This is a genomic window from Pseudoxanthomonas sp. 68-E7 (assembly GCF_057773145.1).
On sequence record NZ_JBYMTI010000003.1, the window covers coordinates 196,737 to 216,373 of the forward strand.

Annotated in this window: 11 protein-coding genes; 5 read left to right on the forward strand and 6 right to left on the reverse strand. The window is 67.3% G+C overall.

All coding sequences use genetic code 11. The annotated features are described in order from the left end of the window. The first annotated feature begins 65 nt into the window (after positions 1 to 65). The 3 genes from AC3DE2_RS09005 to AC3DE2_RS09015 are packed head-to-tail and all read left to right on the forward strand — an operon-like array spanning position 66 to position 7,179. Positions 66 to 5,393, forward strand: a complete 5,328-nt coding sequence (locus AC3DE2_RS09005) for a DNA repair ATPase (RefSeq protein WP_488425904.1) — start codon at positions 66 to 68, stop codon at positions 5,391 to 5,393. Then, positions 5,390 to 6,073, forward strand: coding sequence for a hypothetical protein (locus tag AC3DE2_RS09010; protein ID WP_488425906.1), 684 nt, complete (start codon positions 5,390 to 5,392; stop codon positions 6,071 to 6,073). Before AC3DE2_RS09005 ends, AC3DE2_RS09010 begins: the two co-directional genes overlap by 4 nt. Beyond that, positions 6,070 to 7,179 carry a toxic anion resistance protein gene (locus AC3DE2_RS09015; protein ID WP_488425908.1) on the forward strand — a complete coding sequence of 370 codons (1,110 nt, stop codon included), beginning with the start codon at positions 6,070 to 6,072 and terminating at the stop codon, positions 7,177 to 7,179. Before AC3DE2_RS09010 ends, AC3DE2_RS09015 begins: the two co-directional genes overlap by 4 nt. 70 nt (positions 7,180 to 7,249) lie before the next feature. Here the strand turns inward: AC3DE2_RS09015 and AC3DE2_RS09020 are convergent, their stop codons facing one another. From AC3DE2_RS09020 to smeD, 4 genes are read right to left on the reverse strand one after another with little or no spacing between them, the layout of a single operon-like run. After that, complete coding sequence (locus AC3DE2_RS09020; RefSeq protein ID WP_488425910.1) at positions 7,250 to 7,582, reverse strand: transporter suffix domain-containing protein; 333 nt, start codon at positions 7,580 to 7,582, stop codon at positions 7,250 to 7,252. Between the two features lie 26 nt (positions 7,583 to 7,608). Then, positions 7,609 to 9,015, reverse strand: coding sequence for an efflux transporter outer membrane subunit (locus AC3DE2_RS09025; protein ID WP_488425912.1), 1,407 nt, complete (start codon positions 9,013 to 9,015; stop codon positions 7,609 to 7,611). Continuing rightward, complete coding sequence (gene smeE / locus AC3DE2_RS09030) at positions 9,008 to 12,190, reverse strand: multidrug efflux RND transporter permease subunit SmeE (RefSeq protein ID WP_488425914.1); 3,183 nt, start codon at positions 12,188 to 12,190, stop codon at positions 9,008 to 9,010. The genes AC3DE2_RS09025 and smeE overlap by 8 nt, the downstream gene beginning before the upstream one ends. 12 nt (positions 12,191 to 12,202) lie before the next feature. Then, on the reverse strand, positions 12,203 to 13,390 hold the full coding sequence (gene smeD / locus AC3DE2_RS09035; protein WP_488425915.1) for a multidrug efflux RND transporter periplasmic adaptor subunit SmeD: 1,188 nt from the start codon (positions 13,388 to 13,390) through the stop codon (positions 12,203 to 12,205). Positions 13,391 to 13,618: 228 nt separating this feature from the next. Between smeD and AC3DE2_RS09040 the strand changes: the two genes are divergently transcribed. Continuing rightward, entirely contained in the window at positions 13,619 to 14,287 is a 669-nt protein-coding gene (locus AC3DE2_RS09040; RefSeq protein WP_488425917.1) for a TetR family transcriptional regulator, read from the forward strand. A gap of 76 nt (positions 14,288 to 14,363) precedes the next feature. Then, positions 14,364 to 15,158: a transporter gene (locus AC3DE2_RS09045; RefSeq protein ID WP_488425918.1), complete on the forward strand. Its 795-nt coding sequence runs from the start codon at positions 14,364 to 14,366 to the stop codon at positions 15,156 to 15,158. 82 nt (positions 15,159 to 15,240) lie between these two features. On the opposite strand, the gene AC3DE2_RS09050 is transcribed toward AC3DE2_RS09045, so the two are convergent. Both AC3DE2_RS09050 and AC3DE2_RS09055 read right to left on the reverse strand, forming a co-directional pair. Continuing rightward, the gene (locus AC3DE2_RS09050) at positions 15,241 to 16,596 is read right to left on the reverse strand and encodes a Gfo/Idh/MocA family protein (RefSeq protein ID WP_488425920.1); all 1,356 of its coding nucleotides are present in this window, start codon (positions 16,594 to 16,596) and stop codon (positions 15,241 to 15,243) included. Between the two features lie 53 nt (positions 16,597 to 16,649). Next, the gene (locus AC3DE2_RS09055; protein ID WP_295381306.1) at positions 16,650 to 19,628 is read right to left on the reverse strand and encodes a TonB-dependent receptor plug domain-containing protein; all 2,979 of its coding nucleotides are present in this window, start codon (positions 19,626 to 19,628) and stop codon (positions 16,650 to 16,652) included. Positions 19,629 to 19,637 lie beyond the last annotated feature (9 nt).

The following is a 19,637-nucleotide window of genomic DNA, read 5'->3' on the forward strand; positions in this document are numbered from 1 at the left end:
GGACGCATGTCCGCCGGCCCTGAAATCTCGCATCGACCGCCCAGGACGGGCGAGGATGAGGTCCGATGTCCGCAACCGTAAATCCCGAACCCACCGCCGACAGCCAGGTCGACCAGGCCGTCGCCCAGGGCGGTGCATACGAAGTGCTGCGTCGCCGCCTGGGCGAACAAGGCACGCGCCTGCATGGCCTGGTCGAAGCGCTCAACACGCGTCGCCTGCAGGAATTCGGCGACAGCCGCATGGAGGCGATCGGCCGCCTGCGCATCCGCACCGAACACAACTCGGTCGGCCGCGACATCGTCCAGGTCGGTGATTTCCTGCTGTTCGGCTTCAATGTCTACATGGGGCTGAAGACCACCACGTCGATTGCCGACGTGTTCGGCCTGTACCGGCTGGTGGAAACGGCCGAGGGTTACGACGTCGCGCCCGTGGACATCGCCGGGAGCTTCCTCGCCGATGCCGGCTTCCAGCGTGATTTCGGCGAGCTGTACAGCTACTACAAGGATGCGCGCCTGCTGCAGCTGATCGTCCGCGACAGCCGCCTGCTGATGGCGTTCCAGATCGGCCTGAAATCCACCGACGTACGCGTGTTCCGCTGGACATTGGCCTCCGATGGCGCGATCAACTACCTCGACGCGCGCGGCGAGCGCGACATCGTGCTGCCACCACCGTTCGATTTCGAATGGAGTCGCGCCACCAAGGACATGGAGGTCAGCGGCCGGCATCCGCACCTGAACATCCTCGATACCCTGTTCGTCGAGACGACCGGCGGGGATCTGACCATCAAGGTCGAGAACAACACCGACACCGGCGCCGGCGTCTACAGCGAGCCGGTCGAGGATCGCACCCAGTCGCTGGATGACGCCCAGTTCGAATACGCACGGGTCGGTTCGCTGATCCTGCTCAAGGTCCTGCCCTATCGCGAAAGCGCCTGGCGCGGCCTGGTCTACAACACCCTGACCGGCAAGGTCACGCGCCTGGATGCCATCGTGCAGGCCTGCATCCAGTTGCCGGAAGACCACGGCATCATCTTCCCGGGCGGCTACTACCTGCAGAACGGCGAACACAAGGCTTTCGACGCCATCGTCCGCGACATGCAGTACAAGCGCACGATCCGCTCGCCCAACGGCGAGGACGTGCTGTACGTGTTCTACGAGCGGGAAACCGGCCAGGCCGCGCTGCTGGTGTACAACCTGATCCAGCGCCAATTGCAGCCGCCGGTGCTGGCGCACGGTTACGCCCGCCTGCATGACGGGCGCATGGTGCTGTTCCGGGCCGAGAACGACGATCCCACCCGTGTCCACCAGATGCAGGTCTGGCAGACACCCTTCAGTTCCGACGAATTCGCCGCCACCCGCGCGCCGGGCACCTCGTTCATGGGCCGGCTCGGCAACGCGGAACTGGTCCGCGCGGTCTCCAACCTGCTCGACCTGGCCCGCGAAATCGAACGCGAGGACGTCTCCGCGCAGCGCTACCAGTTGCTGACCCATTCCACCCGCCGCCTGTTCGACCTGCACCACTGGATCGACGATACCGAGTGCGACGGCCTGGCCGGCCTGCTGCACGAAATCGCGGACACCGGCGAATCGGTGCTGGACGAATACGAAAAGGTCCAGCAGATCCGCCGCCAGTCCGACGCCGCGATGACCCAGGCGCGCAGCGATCATCGCGCCCTGATCGGCCGCCTGCAGCCGGAAGGCTGGAACGGCATCGATCAGTTCGTCGAAGCACTGGGAGCGATCTCGCGCCAGCGCGGCCAGTTGCTGACCATCCGCGACTATCGCTACATCGATACCGCCGCCGTCGACACGATGACGGCCGCGTTGCAGGAGGCGCAGGACCGGGTCGGCCTGGCCACCGGTGATTTCCTGGCCGGCGAGAAGGCGCTGGCGCCCTTCCTCCAGCGACTGGCGGCCCTGGACGCGCAGGCGGCCGCCGCGACCACCGCGCGCGAACTGGGCGAGGCGATCTCGGCGATGCAGGCGATGTCCGGCGAGCTGGACATGCTGTCGGAGCTGATGGCGACGCTGAAGATCGACGATGCCACCCGGCGTACCCGCGTGGTCGAATCCATCTCCGCCATCTATGCGCGACTGAACCAGTCGCGCGCACGCGCGACCGCCAAGCGCCGCGAGTTGGGCTCGGCCGAGTCGGTCGCCCAGTTCGGCGCCCAGTTCACCCTGTTCGCCCAGGCCGTCACCAACGGGCTGGCGCTGGCGAACACGCCCGAGCGCACCGACGAGCAATCCTCACGGCTGCTCGTGCAACTGGAGGAGCTGGAGAGCCAGTTCGGCGAGCACGAACAGTTCCTCGGCGACATCCTGGCCAAGCGCGAGGAGGTGCTGGAGGCGTTCGAGGCGCACAAGCAGGCCCTGCTCGACGAACGCCAGCGCAAGGCCCAGGCGGTGCTGGATGCCGCCAACCGCATTCTCGAGGGCCTGGGCCGGCGCACCGAACGCCTCGCCACCGCGGATGAATTGAATGCGTTCTTCGCCGGCGATGCCCTGATCCTCAAGCTGCGTGAACTCGCCGGGCGCCTGCGCGAACTCAAGGATCCGGTCAAGGCCGACGATGTCGAGGCCCGCATCAAATCCGTCCGCGACCAGTCGATCCGCGCCTTGCGCGATCGCAGCGACCTGTTCGAGGACGGCGGCAACATCATCCGCATCGGCGCGCGCCATCGCTTCAGCGTCAACACCCAGCCGCTGGATCTCACCCTGATTCCCCGCGCCGACACGCTGGCCGTACACCTGACCGGCACGGACTACCTGCAGCCGTTGCACGATCCGGCGCTGGAAGCGCTGCGTCCCTTCTGGGACGTGATGATCGAATCCGAATCCCCGCAGCTGTATCGCGGCGAATACCTGGCCGGCAGCATGCTGGCCGATGCGCGCGCGGGCCGGAACGGCCTGGCGCTTCCCGCGCTGGAGCATGCGCTCTCCGATCCCGAAGCGCTGGCCAGACTGGTGCGCGACTATGCCGCGCCGCGCTATCGCGAGGGCTACGAGAAAGGCATCCACGATCACGACGCCACCGCCATCCTGCGCGCCTTGCTACCCCTGCAGCGCGCGGCCGGGGCCCTCGTGCATCCGCCCGCCGAACGCGCCCTGGCGATCGCCTACTGGTGCGGACTGGCCGAAGAGTCGGCGGCCGAATGGGTGGACCGCATCCGCGCCGCGCGCACGATCGATGCGCTGGGCCCGACCGGTGCCGCGTTGCCGGCGCTGCGGGCCGAGCTCGCCGCCTCCATCGCACAGCGCCAGCAGGCGGGCGAGCTTCCGGCCGGCATGGCCGACAGCGCGGCCGGCTTCCTCGCCGACAGCATCGATTCGGCCACGCCGGCATTCCGTTTCACCCAGTATGCGCAGCAACTCGCCACCGCGTTCGCCCGGCAAATGGCCGAGGGCGACGCGGGCACCGTGCTCAGGCAGACGCTGCAGCGCCTGCAGGATCGCCCGGTCGCCACCTGGACGCTGTTGCAGCACGCATTCGCGGCGCTGACCGCGCAGGCGGAACTGGCGCCCCTGGCCACGTATGCGCCGGAAGCGATTGCACTCCACCTGCATGGTGCACGCCTGCGCCATGTGGTCGATCCGGTCGACCTGATGGTCCCAGTACAGGGCCTGCTCGGTGAACATCCGCGCATCCAGCAGGGCCGGATGAGCCTGGCCGTGGATGACTTCCAAGCCCGCTTCGATGCCCATCTGGTTGGTTTTTTGCCGCAATGGCGGCGCTACCAGGGCCTGCGCGGCGAAGTCGTGCAGCGCGAACGCGGAGCGATGCGGCTGGAGGAATTCAAGGCGCGTCCGCTGACCTCGTTCGTGCGCAACCGGCTGATCAACGAGGTCTACCTGCCGGTGATCGGCGACAACCTGGCCAAGCAGATGGGCACCGCCGGCGAGGGCAAGCGCAGCGACCTGATGGGTCTGCTGATGATGATCTCGCCTCCCGGCTACGGCAAGACCACGCTGATGGAGTACGTCGCCCACCGCCTCGGCCTGGTCTTCATGAAAATCAATGGCCCGGCACTGGGGCACGAAGTGCGCTCGCTGGATCCGGCGCAGGCACCGGACGCGACCTCGCGGCAGGAACTGGAGAAACTGAACCTGGCCCTGGAGATGGGCAACAACGTGATGCTGTACCTGGACGACATCCAGCATACCCATCCGGAGTTCCTGCAGAAGTTCATTTCCCTGTGCGACGGCACCCGCCGCATCGAGGGCGTCTGGCGCGGCCAGACCAGGACCTACGACATGCGCGGACGCAAGTTCGCGGTGGTGATGGCCGGCAATCCGTATACCGAGTCCGGCGAGGTCTTCAAGATACCGGACATGCTCGCCAACCGCGCCGACATCTACAACCTCGGCGACGTGCTGGGCGGGATGGAGGAAGCGTTCCTGCTGAGCTACGTGGAGAACTGCCTGACCTCCAACCCGGTGCTGGCGCCGCTGGCCACCCGCGACATGGCCGATCTCTACCTGCTGGTGGATCGGGCCCGCGGCAAGGATGTCAGCAGCAACCAGCTCTCCCATGCCTACAGCGGCGCGGAGATCAACGAAATCGTCGCCGTGCTGCAGCGGCTGCTGAGCGTTCGCGACGTGGTCTACCGGGTCAACCAGCAATACATCGCCAGTGCCGCGCAGGCGGATCGGTACCGGGTGGAGCCACCGTTCAAGCTGCAGGGCAGCTACCGCAACATGAACAAGCTCGCCGAGAAGATCTCGCCGGTGATGAACGAGTCCGAGCTGCAGCAGCTGATCTCCGATCACTATCTGGGCGAAGCCCAGTTGCTGACCACCGGCGCGGAGGAGAACCTGCTCAAGCTGGGCGAGCTCCGCGGGACGCTGGGCGTCGAAGCGCAGGCGCGCTGGAAGCAGATCAAGGTCGATTTCCTGCGCAACAAGGCCATGGGTGCGGAGGATGCCGATGTCGGTGGACGCGTCGTGGCGCAGCTGGCCGACATCGCGGTGGGACTGCAGCGCCTCGGTGAACCCGCCACTCCGGACGAACCCGCTGCGGCGGCGGTGCCCTGGGAAGCGCTGCTGGAAGCCTTGCACGGCCTGCGTCCGGCTCCCGCGGCGCCGCCGATGCCGCCGATGCCGGCGGTCACTCCGGAGGCGGTCGCGTCCGACACGGCGCCGTTGCTGGCCGCACTGCGGCAGACGTTGGGCCGCCAGGATCAGCTCAATGCCGCGCTTGTCGCCCTTGCCCAGGCGCTTCGCACCAATGCGACGGCGGAACCCGCGCCGACACCGCGCAAGGGCAAGCCGAAGTCGCCCCGGCAGGCCGAGTTCGACAAGGTGATCGCCAACCTGGAATTCAAGGAAGAACGCCCGACCCCGACCCTGGACGTGTCTCCTTCCGCACAGGAGCAGGGGGATGCGCAGCCATGAACCCGGCGCCCGCCGGCGACGCCGAGGCACGGGTGCTGGCCGAGCACGCAGCGGCGGTGCAGGTGTTGGGCACGGGCGCCACCGATGCGCTGCAGGCCACGCTGCGTGATCTGCGCGCCCTGCTCCTGATCGCCGATCCGGGAGCGGCCCGACGCAACGCCGGTTTCTGGGGTCGCCTGATCGGACGCGACATCCGCATGGATGCCGAAGCCCGCGCGCTGCGCGAGGGCAGCGGCGTCCTGCTGCTCCGCGCCGAAAGCCAAGTGGCGCGGCTGCGTGAACACCATGCCGCCCTGGCGCTGCGCGCCGAACGCCTGAACGAAGCGCTGGCCGGGTTGCGTGCCGAGATCGAAGCCTTGTCCGATCCGTCTTCCCGGGATGGCGAAGACGACGGCCGCGAACGTCGTCTCGCGCGCCTAGGCACGCTGCATGCGACCTGCGCCGTGACCGCCGGTCAATTGCAGCTGGTCGCCGCCGGCACGCTGGCGGTCGCCGAGCGCCATGCGCAGCAACTGCCCCGGCTCACCCTGCTGCTGGCACAGCATCGCGGCGTGCAATCCGGTAGCGGGCAGGGAATGCAGTTATCCTCCGCACGGCAGGCGCTGGATGAGCTGGAAGCCTGTATCGACCACCTGCCCTCCCCGGCCAAGCCGGAGAACAAGACCCAGGAGATCCCATGACCACGCCGAATCCCGAACAGTCACTGCTTCCCGCCGCGCTGTCGCCGCAACTGCTCTCCGACCTGGGTCTGGATACCTCCGATATTCCGCGCATACAGGAGACCGCGAAGGCGCTCCAGGACATCGCTCCGGGCAACCTGCATGGCTACGGCCGCGATGCGACGAGCAAGACCAGCGCCTACAGCACCCAGTTGCTGGACAAGGTCCGGAACTCGGATCTGGACAGCAGTGGGGACAAGCTGGGCGAAGTGGTGCGTATTGCCCGCTCGCTGAACCTGCAGTCCTTCCATGGCCGCTCCAAACTGCCCATCCTCGGGCCGCTGATCGATCGCATGCGCGCCGGTCGCGACGAGCTGGTGCAGCGCTACAGCTCGACCAATCGCCAGATCGATCAACTGATGACCGATGTCGGCAAGACCCAGCAGATCCAGCAGCAACGGGTGCGCGAGTACGACCAGATGCACGCGATCGTGCTGGAGGAGCGCCGCGAACTCGGCGTCCACGTGGCCGCCGGCAAGGTCCGGATCGCCGAACTGGAGGCCGAGCTGGCGAGCCTGGCCGGCGGTGAGGATCCGGCCACCCGCACGCAGCGCGCGGCGGTGGATACCGCCCTGCGCCTGATCGACAAGCGCGTCTCCGATCTGCAGGTCCTGCAGCACGCCGCCGATCAGACCCTGCCGATGATCCGGCTGATCCAGGCCAATGCCATCCAGTTGATCGAGAAGTTCAGCGCGGTGCGCGACGTCACCATCCCGATGTGGCGCAACCAGTTCGCGATCCAGCTCTCGCTGGCCGATCAGCGCAACGCGGTCGAACTGGCCAATGCCATCGACGATGCCAGCAACGAGCTGATGCGGAAGAACGCGGAGCTGGTTCATGCCACCTCGGTCGGCACCGCGCGGGCCAACCAGCGCTCGGTGATCGACGTGGATACCCTGCGTACCGTCAACGAGACCCTGATCCGCACGGTCGAGGAAGTCCGCGAGATCCACCGCGAAGGCATGGCCCATCGCAAGCAATTGAGCACCGAACTGGTCGGCATGCGCGAGGATCTGGAGCGCCGGCTGGCGCAGCCCACCGCGCAGGCATCCGGAACGGTCGGCTAGGAAATGTGCCGCCGACGGCCGGAGCACAGACGAGATCAACGTTCGCCGTCCATGCGGCGGTCGTCGGGATTCATTCCCGCCCGTCAGTCCGCTTCCTGCGCCGGAACGGGGACATGGTGTTCGCAGCCCACTGCCTGATGCGTCCCCAGTATTCCTTTCCCAGCAGGGCGATGGCGATCAGCAACAACACTTCGCCGATGACCACCGCCGCCGGGATCAGGATCGCCTTGTGGGGGATGGCCAGGAATGGAAGGAACGGAAACGATATCCAGTAGAGCAGCACCACGCCCAGCAGGGCCAAGCCCGTCTTTTTCCTGAGACCGCTTTTGCCGTCCTGCGTGTCTTCGATTTCCCGCCGGTGCGCCCGGCCTGTGCCCGCCTGCCATCGGCGGTGCGATGCCATTCCATCGCATCGCGTGGAGCGCGCATTCAACCGCCCTCGCGCCAGCCGCCACCCAACACCTTGTACAGCGCGACCTGGTTGGACTGCTGCGCCAGCCGCGTGCTCACCAGTGACTGGCGGGCGCCGTAGGCGGCGCGGCGCGCATCGAGCAGGGTGAGGAAGCTGTCCAGGCCGGCGTCGTAGCGCGCCTGCGACAGGCGTTCGGCCTGCTCGGTGGCGGCCACCAGCGCGCGTTGCGAAGCCAGTTGTCCGTCCAGGCTGTCGTTGAGCGCAAGCGCGTCGGCGACTTCGCGAAAACCCGACTGGATCGCCTTCTCGTACCGGGCCAAGGCGATGTCCTGATCCGCGGTGGCCATGCCCAGGTTGGCGCGCAGGCGCCCACCCTGGAAGATCGGCAGGGTGATCCGGGGCATGAAGCTCCAGACGCGGGTGCCGCTGTCGAACAGGCCGGAAAGCTCCGGTGACGCCGAGCCGATGGATCCGGTCAGCTGGATGGAGGGGAAGAACGCCGCGCGCGCGGCGCCGACGTTGGCGTTGGCCGACAGCAGGACGTGCTCGGCGGCCATCACGTCCGGGCGCCGCAGCAGCACGTCACCCGGCAGGCCGGCGGGCAGCGGCCTTAACGCGGCGATGTCGGCGAGATTGTCCTGCGGCAACAGATCCTCATCGATCGGCCCGCCCGCCAGCAGCAACAGCGCATTGCGATCCTGCGCCACCTGGCCGGTGAACCGGGCCACGTCGGTGCGCGCGGTCTCGACCAGGGTGCGGGCCTGGCTGGCGTCGAGCGCGGATGCGGCGCCACGCTGATGACGCGCCTCGATCAGGCGCAGCGAATCCTCGTGCGCCGCCAGGGTGGCCCGGGCGACCTGCAGCTGCTCCCGATCCGCGCCCAGCGTCAGCCAGGCGTTGGCGACCTCGGCCACCAGCGACAACTGTGCGCTGCGCCGGTTCGCGGTCTCGGCGAAGTACTGCTGCAACGCCGCTTCGCCCAGGTTGCGCACGCGGCCGAATAGATCCAGTTCGAAGTCGGCCACGCCCAGGTTCGCGCCGTACTGTTCACTGACCGGAGCATCGCCACCGCTGCGGGTCATCTGGCCCTGCACGTTGAACGACGGCACCCGATCGGCCCGCTGGATGCGGTACTGCGCGCGGGCGCGCACCACATTCAGCGCCGCCACGCGCAGATCGCGGTTGTTGTCCAGCGACTGGGTGATCAGGGCCTGCAGGCGCGGATCCGGAAAGAACTCGCGCCAGCCGATGTTGGCGACATCCGCCACGACGGGCGTATCCCCGGCCTCGCCGGTCGCCCGTGCCGCCGACCATTGCGAGGGAATCGACGGCGCCACTTCGCTGCCGCGCGGCGCAAGCGTCGCGCAACCGGACAGTACCAGCGTCATCGCCAGCGCCAGGCCGGCGGTCGAAGGCTTATGCATGGGTTTCTCCCGGATTATCCGCGTGCTCCGCGTCCTCGGTGCGCTCGACATCCCCGGCACGCTTCCTGCGGCTGAAGACGCGCTGCACCACCACGAAGAACAGCGGCACGAAGAACACGCCCAGCACGGTGCCGACGATCATGCCGCCGAGCACGCCGGTGCCGATCGCCCGCTGGGCGCCGGAGCCCGCGCCGGAGGCGATCGCCAGCGGCAGCACGCCCAGGCCGAATGCCAGCGAGGTCATGATGATCGGGCGCAGGCGATCGCGGACCGCGTTCATGGTCGCCTCGATCAGTCCCGCGCCCTTCTCCAGGTTTTCCTTGGCGAACTCCACGATCAGGATCGCGTTCTTGCTGGTCAGGCCCACCGTGGTCAGCATCGCCACCTGGAAATAGACATCGCGCTCCATGCCTCGGAAGGTGTTGGCGAGCACCGCGCCGAGGATGCCCAGCGGCGCGACCAGCAGCACCGCGGTCGGCACGCTCCAGCTCTCGTACATCGCGGCCAGGCAGAGGAACACGATCAGCAGTGACAACGTGTACAGCAGCGGCGTCTGCGCGCCGGCCTGGCGTTCCTGGTAGGACAGCGCGGTCCACTCGATGCCGAAGCCCGGGGGCAACTGCGCGGCCAGGCGCTCGATTTCGGCCATCGCGTCGCCGGATGCCACGCCCGGCGCCGGTTCGCCCTGGATCTCCATCGCCGACACGCCGTTGTAGCGTTCCAGGCGCGGCGAGCCGTAGTCCCAGTGCTTGGAGGCGAAGGCGCTGAAGGGCACCATCATGCCCTCGGCGTTCTTCACCGACCACAGATCGAAATCCTCCGGCACCATGCGGAACGGCTGGTCGGCCTGCACGAACACGCGCTTGACCCGGCCGCGATCGACGAAGTCGTCGATGTACTGGCTGCCCCAGGCGGTGGCGAGGGTGCTGTTGATCTGGTCCATCGACAGGCCCTGCGCGCTGGCCTTGGCGACGTCGACGTCGATGCGGAACTGCGGGGTGTCTTCCTGTCCGTTGGGACGCACGTTGGCAAGCTTGCCGCTTTCGGCGGCCATGCCCAGCAGCTGGTTACGCGCGGCCAGCAGCGCCTCGTGGCCCTGGCCGCCGTTGTCCTTCAGGAAGAAGGTGTAGCCCGAAGCGTTGCCCAGTTCAGGAATCGCCGGCGGCGGGAACGCGAAGATGAAGGCGTCCTTGATGCCGCCGAGCGCGGCCATCGCGCGCCCGGTCACCGGCATCACGCCATCCTCCTCGCCACGCGCGCCCCAGTCCTTGAGCTTGACGAAGGCCATGCCCGCGTTCTGGCCCATGCCGGCGAAGCTGAAGCCCTGCACCGAGAACACCGATTCCACCGCGCCCTTCTCGTTTTCCAGGAAGTGGTTCTCCAGCGCCCGGATCGACGTCAGGGTGCGCTCCTGGGTGGCGCCGACCGGCGCCTGCACCAGCGCCATCAGCACGCCCTGGTCCTCGTTGGGCAGGAACGCGCTGGGCAGGCGCACGAACAGCACGCCCATCAGCACGAACATGCCCAGCACGATGCCCATGAAGCGCCACGGCCGGGCGAGGATGCCGCGCACGCCGCGCTGGTAGCTTTCGCTGGAGCGGTCGAAGCCGCGGTTGAAGGCGTTGAAGAAGCGCCCGGCCGGGCCGCGATGGGCGACATGGTGCTCGCCCTTCTTCAGCGGCTTGAGCAGGGTCGCGCACAGCGCCGGGGTCAGTACGATCGCGACCAGCACCGACAGCGCCATCGCGGAAACGATCGTGGCGGAGAACTGGCGGTAGATCACGCCGGTGGAGCCGCTCATGAACGCCATCGGCACGAACACCGCCGACAGCACCAGGCCGATGCCGACCAGCGCGCCGGTGATCTGGCCCATCGACTTGCGGGTGGCCTCCAGCGGCGACAGTCCTTCCTCGGACATGATCCGCTCTACGTTCTCCACGACCACGATGGCGTCGTCCACCAGCAGGCCGATCGCCAGCACCATCGCGAACATCGTCAGCATGTTCACCGAGAAGCCCAGCGCGGCCAGCACGCCGAAGGTGCCCAGCAGGACCACCGGCACGGCGATGGTCGGGATCAGGGTGGCGCGGAAGTTCTGCAGGAACAGGTACATCACCACGAACACCAGCACGATCGCCTCGAGCAGGGTCTTCACCACGCCCTTGATCGACACCCGCACGAACGGCGTGGTGTCGTAGGGCGTCTCGGCCTTCAGGCCGGCCGGGAAGAACGGCGTCAGCTCGTCCAGGGTCTTCTGCACGCCGGCGGCGGTGTCCAGCGCGTTGGCGCCGGTGGCCAGGGTGATGGCCAGGCCGCTGGCCGGCTGGCCGTTGTAGCGGGTGACGAAGTCGTAGGACTCAGCGCCCAGTTCGACCCGGGCCACGTCGCTCAACCGCAGTTCCGAGCCGTCCTGGCCGCTGCGCACGACGATGTCGCGGAACTGCTCGGGGGTCTGCAGGCGCGACTGGGCGTTGATGGTGGCGTTGAGCTGCTGGCCCTTCACCGCCGGCGCGCCGCCGAGCTGGCCGATCGCAACCTGTGCGTTCTGCGCCTGGATCGCGGCCACCACTTCCGGCACCGAGAGGTGGTAGGTGTGCAGCTTGTTCGGATCCAGCCAGATGCGCATGGCGTACTTGCCACCGAACACCTGGATGTTGCCGACGCCGGGCACGCGGCTGAGCTGGTCCACGACATTGGAACCGACGTAGTCGGAGATGTCGTTCTCGTCCATGCTGCCATCCTCGGACACGAACGCGAGCACGTTGAGGAAGCCGGAACTGGACTTGGCCACGTTGATGCCCTGCCGCTGCACTTCCTGCGGCAGCAGCGGCATCGCCAGTTGCAGCTTGTTCTGCACCTGTACCTGCGCGATGTCGGGATTGGTCCCGCTCTCGAAGGTCAGGGTGATGGTGGCCATGCCGTTGGAGGAGCTGTTGGACGAAAAGTAGATCAGCCCGTCCAGGCCCTTCATGTTTTGCTCGATGATCTGGGTCACCGAATCCTCGACCACCTTGGCCGAGGCGCCGGGATAGGTCGCGCTGATTTCCACCGCCGGCGGCGCGACGTTGGGGTACATGGAGACCGGCAGCTTGAACAGGGCCAGGCCGCCGGCGAGCATGATGATGATGGCGATGACCCACGCGAAGATGGGTCGGTCGATGAAGAAGCGTGCCATGGGATTCTCCGCTTACCGCGCGCCGGGGGCGGCGACCGGCGCCGCGGAGGTGGCGGCGGTCCGCGCGGGCTTGGCACCCAGTTCGGTGGCCTGTACCGGCATGCCGGGACCGATCTTCTGCAGGCCTTCGACGATGACCTTGTCGCCGGCCTTCAGGCCCTCCTCGACCAGCCACTTGTCGCCCAGCGCGCGGCTGACCTTGACCGGCCGCACTTCGACCTTGCCGTCCTTGCCGACCACCATCGCGCTGGTGTCGCCCTTCGGATCCCGGGCGATGCCCTGCATTGGTACCAGCAGCGCGTTGCCGCGCACGCCGCCGCCGATCACCGCGCGCACGTACATGCCCGGCATCAGCACGCCCTCGGGATTGTCGACCTTCACCCGCAGGCCGAAGCTGCCGGTGCCGGGATCGACGCTGACCTCGGAGAACTCCAGCGTGCCCTTGTGCTCGAAGGTGCTGCCGTCCTCGAGCAGGATGCTCACCGGCAGCTGCTGGTTGTCCTGCAACCGTCCGGATGTCAGCTCGCGTCGCAGTTGCAGCAGTTCGGCGGACGACTGGCTCAGGTCGACGTAGATCGGATCCAGTTGCTGCACCGTCGCCAGCGCTTCGGCCTGGCCGGCGTTGACCAGCGCGCCCTGGGTGACCGTGGACTTGCCGATGCGCCCGCTGATCGGCGCGGTGATGCGCGCGTAACCGAGGGTGACATTGGCCACGTCCAGCGAAGCGCGGGCGGCGCCGACATCGGCTTCGGCCTGCTTCTGCGCGGCGACCGCGTTCTCCAGATCCTGCTGGCTGACCGCATCGATCTTCGCCAGCTCGCTGATGCGGCGGGCACTCAGGCGCGCGGCGTGGGCGGTGGCCTCGGCGCGCGCCAGCTGGGCGCGGGCCGTGTTGGCCTGGGCGCGATAGCTGGCGTCGTCGAGCTGGTACAGCGGTTGTCCCGCCTTGACCTCGCCGCCTTCGGTGAACAATCGGCGGGCAACGATGCCGTTGACCTGCGGGCGTACCTCGGCGACCAGGAAGGCGTTGGTGCGGCCCGGCAATTCGCGGGTCAGGCCCACCTGTTCGGTCTTGAGGGTGGTCACGGTGACTTGGCCGGGGCCGCCCTGCGGCGCCTCCGGTTCACCGCCGCCGCAGGCGGACAGGGTCAGGCCGATCGCCAGGGACAGGGCGAGGAGGGGAAGGGAGGTTCGGGACATGGCGGTGGGGTGGGTTCGAAAAGGAAGTTCGGTATCGATTGGCGGCAAACTGCCCGGAAAGATGGGTGAATAGCCGCCAAAAAGAAGATAAAAACCAGCCTGGGCAGCAGCCAGAAAGGTGCCGGCCGGCAACTGGAAAGCAACGGGACGCGAAATATACATGCATGAATGTTTGTTTGCAAACCGGTACAATTCAGCCCGGTTTCACCCAGCGAATGCGCAAGGCAGATGGCCAGAAAAACCAAAGAAGAGGCGCAGGCCACGCGGGAGGGCATCCTCGACGCGGCCCAGGCCTGTTTCCATGAACACGGGGTCGTCGGCACCACCCTGGCGATGATCGGGGCGCGTGCCGGCTACACCCGCGGCGCTGTCTACTGGCACTTCAAGAACAAGACCGAGGTGCTCGAGGCGCTGATCAACCGCGACCGCATCCCCTTCATCCAGCGACTGCGCCGGACCTCGTCCACCAAGCGCAGCACGCCGGTGATCGACCTGCGCTCGGCGCTGCTGGTGTCGTTCCAGGAACTGGCCGACGACGAACGCCTGCGCAACATGATGGAGATCATGCTGCGCAACGATCTGTCGGCCGAAAGCCAGGCGATGCAGGAATTGCAGCGCGACAGCACCCGCGAGGAGCTGGACATCATCGCCCTGGCCTTCCAGCGCGCGCGGGATCTGGGCCAGTTGCGCGAGCATGCCGACGTGGCGATCGCATCGCGGATCCTGCACGCCAGCCTGTCCGGCGTGCTGTACAGCGCCATGCTGGAACCGGAACTGTTCGATCTGATGCGCGATGGCGCCGAAGTCATCGACATCGTTTTCGCCGCCTATGTCCAACCAGGGACGTTCACTCCCGGCGCTCCCGCATCACCGCTACCCGACGGCGACGACGACTGACGCACGCCCGCGCGCGGCATTGATTCCCGCCACCGGCCCCGGTTCAATGCCAGGAACGGGATCGAGGGAGAGAAGGATGCGTGGTCTGCTTTTCGCCGCCGCATGGCTGGCCTCGGCGTCCGCGCCTGCCGCGGAACCGCGCGATCTGTGTCCCGACCGTCCGGGCCTGGGCACCCCGGCCTGCACGGTGGAGCGCGGCGCGACGGTGCTGGAAGTCGGCCTGGCCGACTGGACAGGCGACGATGCGCCCGGCCTGCGCGCGGAGCAGTTCCTGTTCGGCGATGCCCTGCTGCGCTTCGGCCTGACCGACACGCTGGAAGCGCAGGTGGGCTGGACCGCCTACGGCCGCGTGCGCGAGCGCGACACGGTTTCAGCGACGACCACGCGCGCATCGCGCTTCGGCGATGTGAGCCTCGCCCTGCGCCGCAACCTGCGCCATCCCGACGGCAGCGGCGTCTCGCTGGCGCTGATGCCCTACGTGAGCCTGCCCACGGGCCGCGCGCCGGTCGGTGCGGACGATTGGAGCGCGGGCATCAACCTGCCCATGAGCATCGAGCTGGGCGCCGTATCGCTGGGCCTGACTCCGAACATCGAAGCGGCCGTCGACAGCGACGGCGATGGCCGGCACCTGGCCTACGGTTCGGTGGCGGGGCTGGGATTCAATGTGTCCGATGCGGTGTCGGGTTCGTTCGAGGTTTCGCTGTCGCGCGATCGCGATCCCACGGGCCACGGCACGCAGGCGCTGGCCGGCCTTTCGTTCGGCTGGCAGCCGGACGAAGACGCCCAATGGGACGCGGGCGTCAACGCCGGACTCGATGACGACAGCCCGGATCTGCAGATCTACCTGGGCTACGCGCGACGCTTCCGCTAATCCGCGCGGTTCGCAGCGCCGGGCCGGCCCGACTCCGTGGAGAGAGGATGGGCGGGAGCTAGGCGAACCCGGCGCTGCAAGATCAATAGCGGGCGTCGAACGCGAAGATGGGCTTGCGCGATTTCCACAAGCCCTGGGTGAAATCCGGGAACTCCAGGGTCTTGAAGCCCTCGGCGATGGACTGTTCCGACAACGGCGTGATCGCGCTCCACGCCAGCGCGTCGTAGATGTCGATCGGCATCGGCGCCTCGGCCTTCACCGCCTCGACGAAGGCGTGGATGACGAAGTAGTCCATGCCGCCGTGGCCGGCGCCTTCCGCATCCTGCGCGTACTTGCGCCACAGCGGGTGATCGAACTCGTCCTGGTAGGCCTGGAACGGTTCCCACTTGTGCCCCGGGCTGCGGCCCTCGATGTGGATGGACTGGTTGAGATCCATCCACAGGCCCTTGGTTCCCTGCACCCGGAAACCGAGCGAATACGGGCGCGGCAGCGAAGTGTCGTGCTGCAGGATGATGGTCTCGCCGTTCTCGCAGGCCAGGGTGGTGGTGACCACGTCGCCCAGCTTGAATTTCACCTGCGTGCTGGGATGGGTGGTGCCGCCGCTCCTGGCCACGGTGTACTCGTGCAGACCGCGCGCCTTGGTGGCGAAACTGTTGATGTGGGTGAAGCGGTTGCCACGGTTGATGCCGGTATACATGGCGCACGGGCCGATGCCGTGGCTGGGATACAGCTCGCCGTTGCGGCGGACCGAATGCTCGGTGCGCCAGCGCGCCTCCGACCAGCCCTTGGGACCGAACTCCACGCCGCTGCCGTAGGGTTCGGCCGGATTGCCGGAGTTGAACTTCACCGCGCGCAGATCGTGCTGGTAGCCACCCTGCAGATGGACCAGTTCGCCGAACAGGCCGGCCCGCACCATCTGCAGCGCCGCCATCACGTCGCGGCGGTAGCACACGTTTTCCAGCAGCATGTAGGACGTGCCGGTGCGCTGCTGCGCGGCCAGCACGTCCCAGTGATCCTGCAGGGTGACGCCGGCGACGACTTCGCAGCCGACCGCCACCTTGGCTTCCATCGCCTCGATGGCCATCGGCGCATGCCATTCCCACGGCGTGGCGATGATCACGCCGTCCAGTCCGCGCTGCTGGAGCAGGCGGCGATAGGCGTGCGTGTCGCCATCCTGCCCGTACGCCTTCGGCGCGGGCTTGCCGGCCTTGGCCGCCATGTCCAGCGCCTGCTTGAGCATGATCGGTTCGATGTCGCACAGCGCTACGACCTCGACGTCCTCGCGGCGCAGCAGTTCCTTGAGCAGGACCTGGCCACGCATGCCGGTGCCGATCATGCCCAGCCGTATCCTGCGCTTGCTGGCCCAGGCCGGCGTGGTCGGCAGCAGGGTGGCCGCGCCGAGCGCGGCTCCCGCGAGGATGAACTCTCTACGTTTCATTTGCAGCGTAACTCCCTGTGACAAGGCGCCGGCGGACCGGCGCGGATTCTATGTCAGAACTTGTAGCCGACGGTGAAGCTGTAGCTGCGGCCGAAAATGCTGGCGTAGTCGCTGGAATCACCCAGGAAGCTGTTCGGATCGTAGAACGGCATGCGATTGAACAGGTTCTTGATGGTGAAGCCGGCATGCCAATGATCATCCGGCCGCCAGGACAGGCCCAGGTTGGCGGTCCACCAGGCCGGCACGCCGTCGCAGTGGTCCGGATCCACCGGCAGCGATCCGGCGGTGCAGGTTTCCGGCGAATTGTCCTGCGCATCGACGCGGTCCCACGCCCACTTGGTCTTGCCGACATAGTTGACGAAGAAGCTGGTGGTCACCTCGCCGTAGGTCCAGTCGGCGTTCAAGGTGGCGCGCAGACGCGGGTTGCCGTAGTAACCGATCGTGTTGCCGTAGTACCAGCGGGTTTCATCGTCCAGGTAGGCCTCGTTGCGGCGCGCGATGGTCGCGGCCACGCCGACGTTCAGCTCGCCCCACTGACCCAACGGGAAATGGCCGCGCGCATCGACGTCGAAGCCGTCGATCAGGGTACGGCCCTGGTTCTTGTACTGGCCGACCACGCTGGCCACGTTGCCCACGCTGTAGGTGGGCAGCGTGCCCGGACAGGTCACCCCGCTGGCCGGATCCGCGCACATCGCGGCCACCGCGGCTTCCGCGGCGCGGTCGCTGTCGGTGATCGGATTGCGGGTCATCGACACGATGTCGGTTTCCTTGCTGTAGTCCGGCGCGGCGATCTGGTTGCGGCGGTAGATGAACCAGTAATCGGCCGACACCGACAGCCAGTCGAACGGCTCCAGCACCACGCCCAGGGTGGCGATCTTGGCTTTTTCCGGTTGCAGGTTCTGGTTCGGCTGGGTCATGCGCGCCACCGTGCGGCTGCAATCCACGTTGAGCAGCGAATTGCCGAGATCCACGTCGCCCGGGCGATTCGACTGCAGCAGCAGATTGGCGATCGCGTTGGTTTCGTCGCAGCGGACGTCATCCTCGAAGCCACCCAGCTGGGCGAACACGCCGCCGGTGCCGGCCTCGGCCAGGCTCGGGGCACGGAAGCCTTCCGAGTAAGTGCCCCGCAGCATCACCGTGGGCAGCGCCTGGTACTTCAGGCCGATCTTGGGCGCGACGTTGGCGTCGAAGTTCGGGTACTTGTCCACGCGCAGCGCCGCGTCCAGTTCCAGCTTCTCGGTGAGCGGGGCGACGACTTCGGCGAACAGCGCGCTGGTGGTGCGCCTGCCGTCGAACCACGAACCGCCCTGCTGGGTGATCTTGCCGTTGGCCGCGTCGATGTTGCCCGGCGTATAGAAGGTCTCGCGGCTGACGTTGAAGCCGAAGGCCGCGCGCACTTCGCCGGCGGGCAGGTTGAACAGCGGGCCTTCGACCTTGCCGTCCAGGGTATGCAGGCGCGTCCAGGACTGGATGTCGAAGGTTGGATACGCCTCGCGCAGCAGCTTCGCATTGGCTTCGCTCATCTCACCGAACTTGTACGCCGGATTGTCAGAGATGATCACGCGACCGGTGCCCGGATCGACGGTGAACGGACCGAAGGCCCGGGCAAAACCATCCAGGTTGACGTTGACGGTCTGGTAGGTGACTGAATGGGTGCCGGCCGTGGCGAACGCGGTTTCCCAGTTCCAGTCGCCGAAACTGCCGCGCAGGCCGGCCAGGCCGCGATAGCTCTTGTCGGTGTTGCGCTGCCCGAAGTGGTTCTTGCCGACGTCCTGCATCAGGTATTGCAGGCCGACCACGCCGCCCATCAGCGCGCGCAGCTCGGGGCTGGCGTGGTTGTAGACATTGTTCGGACCCAGGTAGGGATAGAAGAACTGGTTGACGTTGGTGCCGGTGTTGCGGGCGAACCAACTGGTCGGATTGCCGGTGGTGGTGCCGAACGCGCGCGGCGTGCCGCCGTTGGCGCGCAGGTCGATGTCGGTGTAGGTCGCCTCGGCGAAAGCCTCGGTGGTCTCGCCGATCAGGAAGTGGGCATTGACGTAGGCGGTGATGCGCTCGGACTTCGCGCCCGCGTCGATCTCGTTGTTCATCCAGGTCTGCCAGATGCAACGGGGACCCGCGGCTTCGATGACCACGTTCTGGCAACCCGGCGCGGCTTCCTGCACGCGCCTGCCGGTGACCGGATCGAAGGCGAAGTAGCTGCCGGGGTTGAGCGTTCCGGGCGCGCTGCCGGTACCGAAACGGAAATTGTTGATGTAGTTCGGGTTGTTGACGTAGTACTGGCCGGGCTTCTTGTCGTACCAGTCGCTCAGCGGAATCGGGTCGCGGCGGTACAGGTTCAGCGAGGCGTAGACGTTGTAGCGATCCTCGTCGAGGTTGCCGAAGCCGCCGGTGATGCTGGCCTGGTGCTCGCCGTAGCTGGTGATGCGCGAGGAACTGTCGGTGGTCAGGTTGACCTCGAGGCCCTGGTAGGACTTCTTGGTGATGACGTTGATCACGCCGGCGATCGCGTCAGTGCCGTACACCGCCGAGGCGCCGTCGGTCAGCACTTCCATCCGCTCGATCGCGGCGGCGGGAATCGCATCGATGTTGACGAACTGGGTCTGGAAGCCGGCCGGAGCGCCGTAGTACGACAGGCGGCGGCCATTGAGCAGCACCAGCGTGCCCTGCGCGCCCATGCCGCGCAGGTTGGCCTGCGAGGCGCCATCCGAACCGGTGAACAGCGACTTGAAGTCCTGCTGCGCCGGACGCGCGGCCGGCAGGTTGTCCAGCACCTGCAGCAGGGTGCGGGCGCCCATGTTCTCGATGTCCTGGCGGCTGATGATCTGCACCGGCGAGGCGGTCTCGACATCGGTGCGCTTGATGTTGGAACCGGTGACCTCGATGCGGGCCAGTTCGGTGGCCTTGCCGTCTTCCTTCGGCGTCTCGGCGGTCTGCGCCGAGACCGGAGCGGCCATGGCGAGCGCCGTGCCCAGCGCGAGGGCCAGGGGCGTGATGGATATACAGCGTTGGCGGCGGCTTGCGGACGACATCGGGTTCTC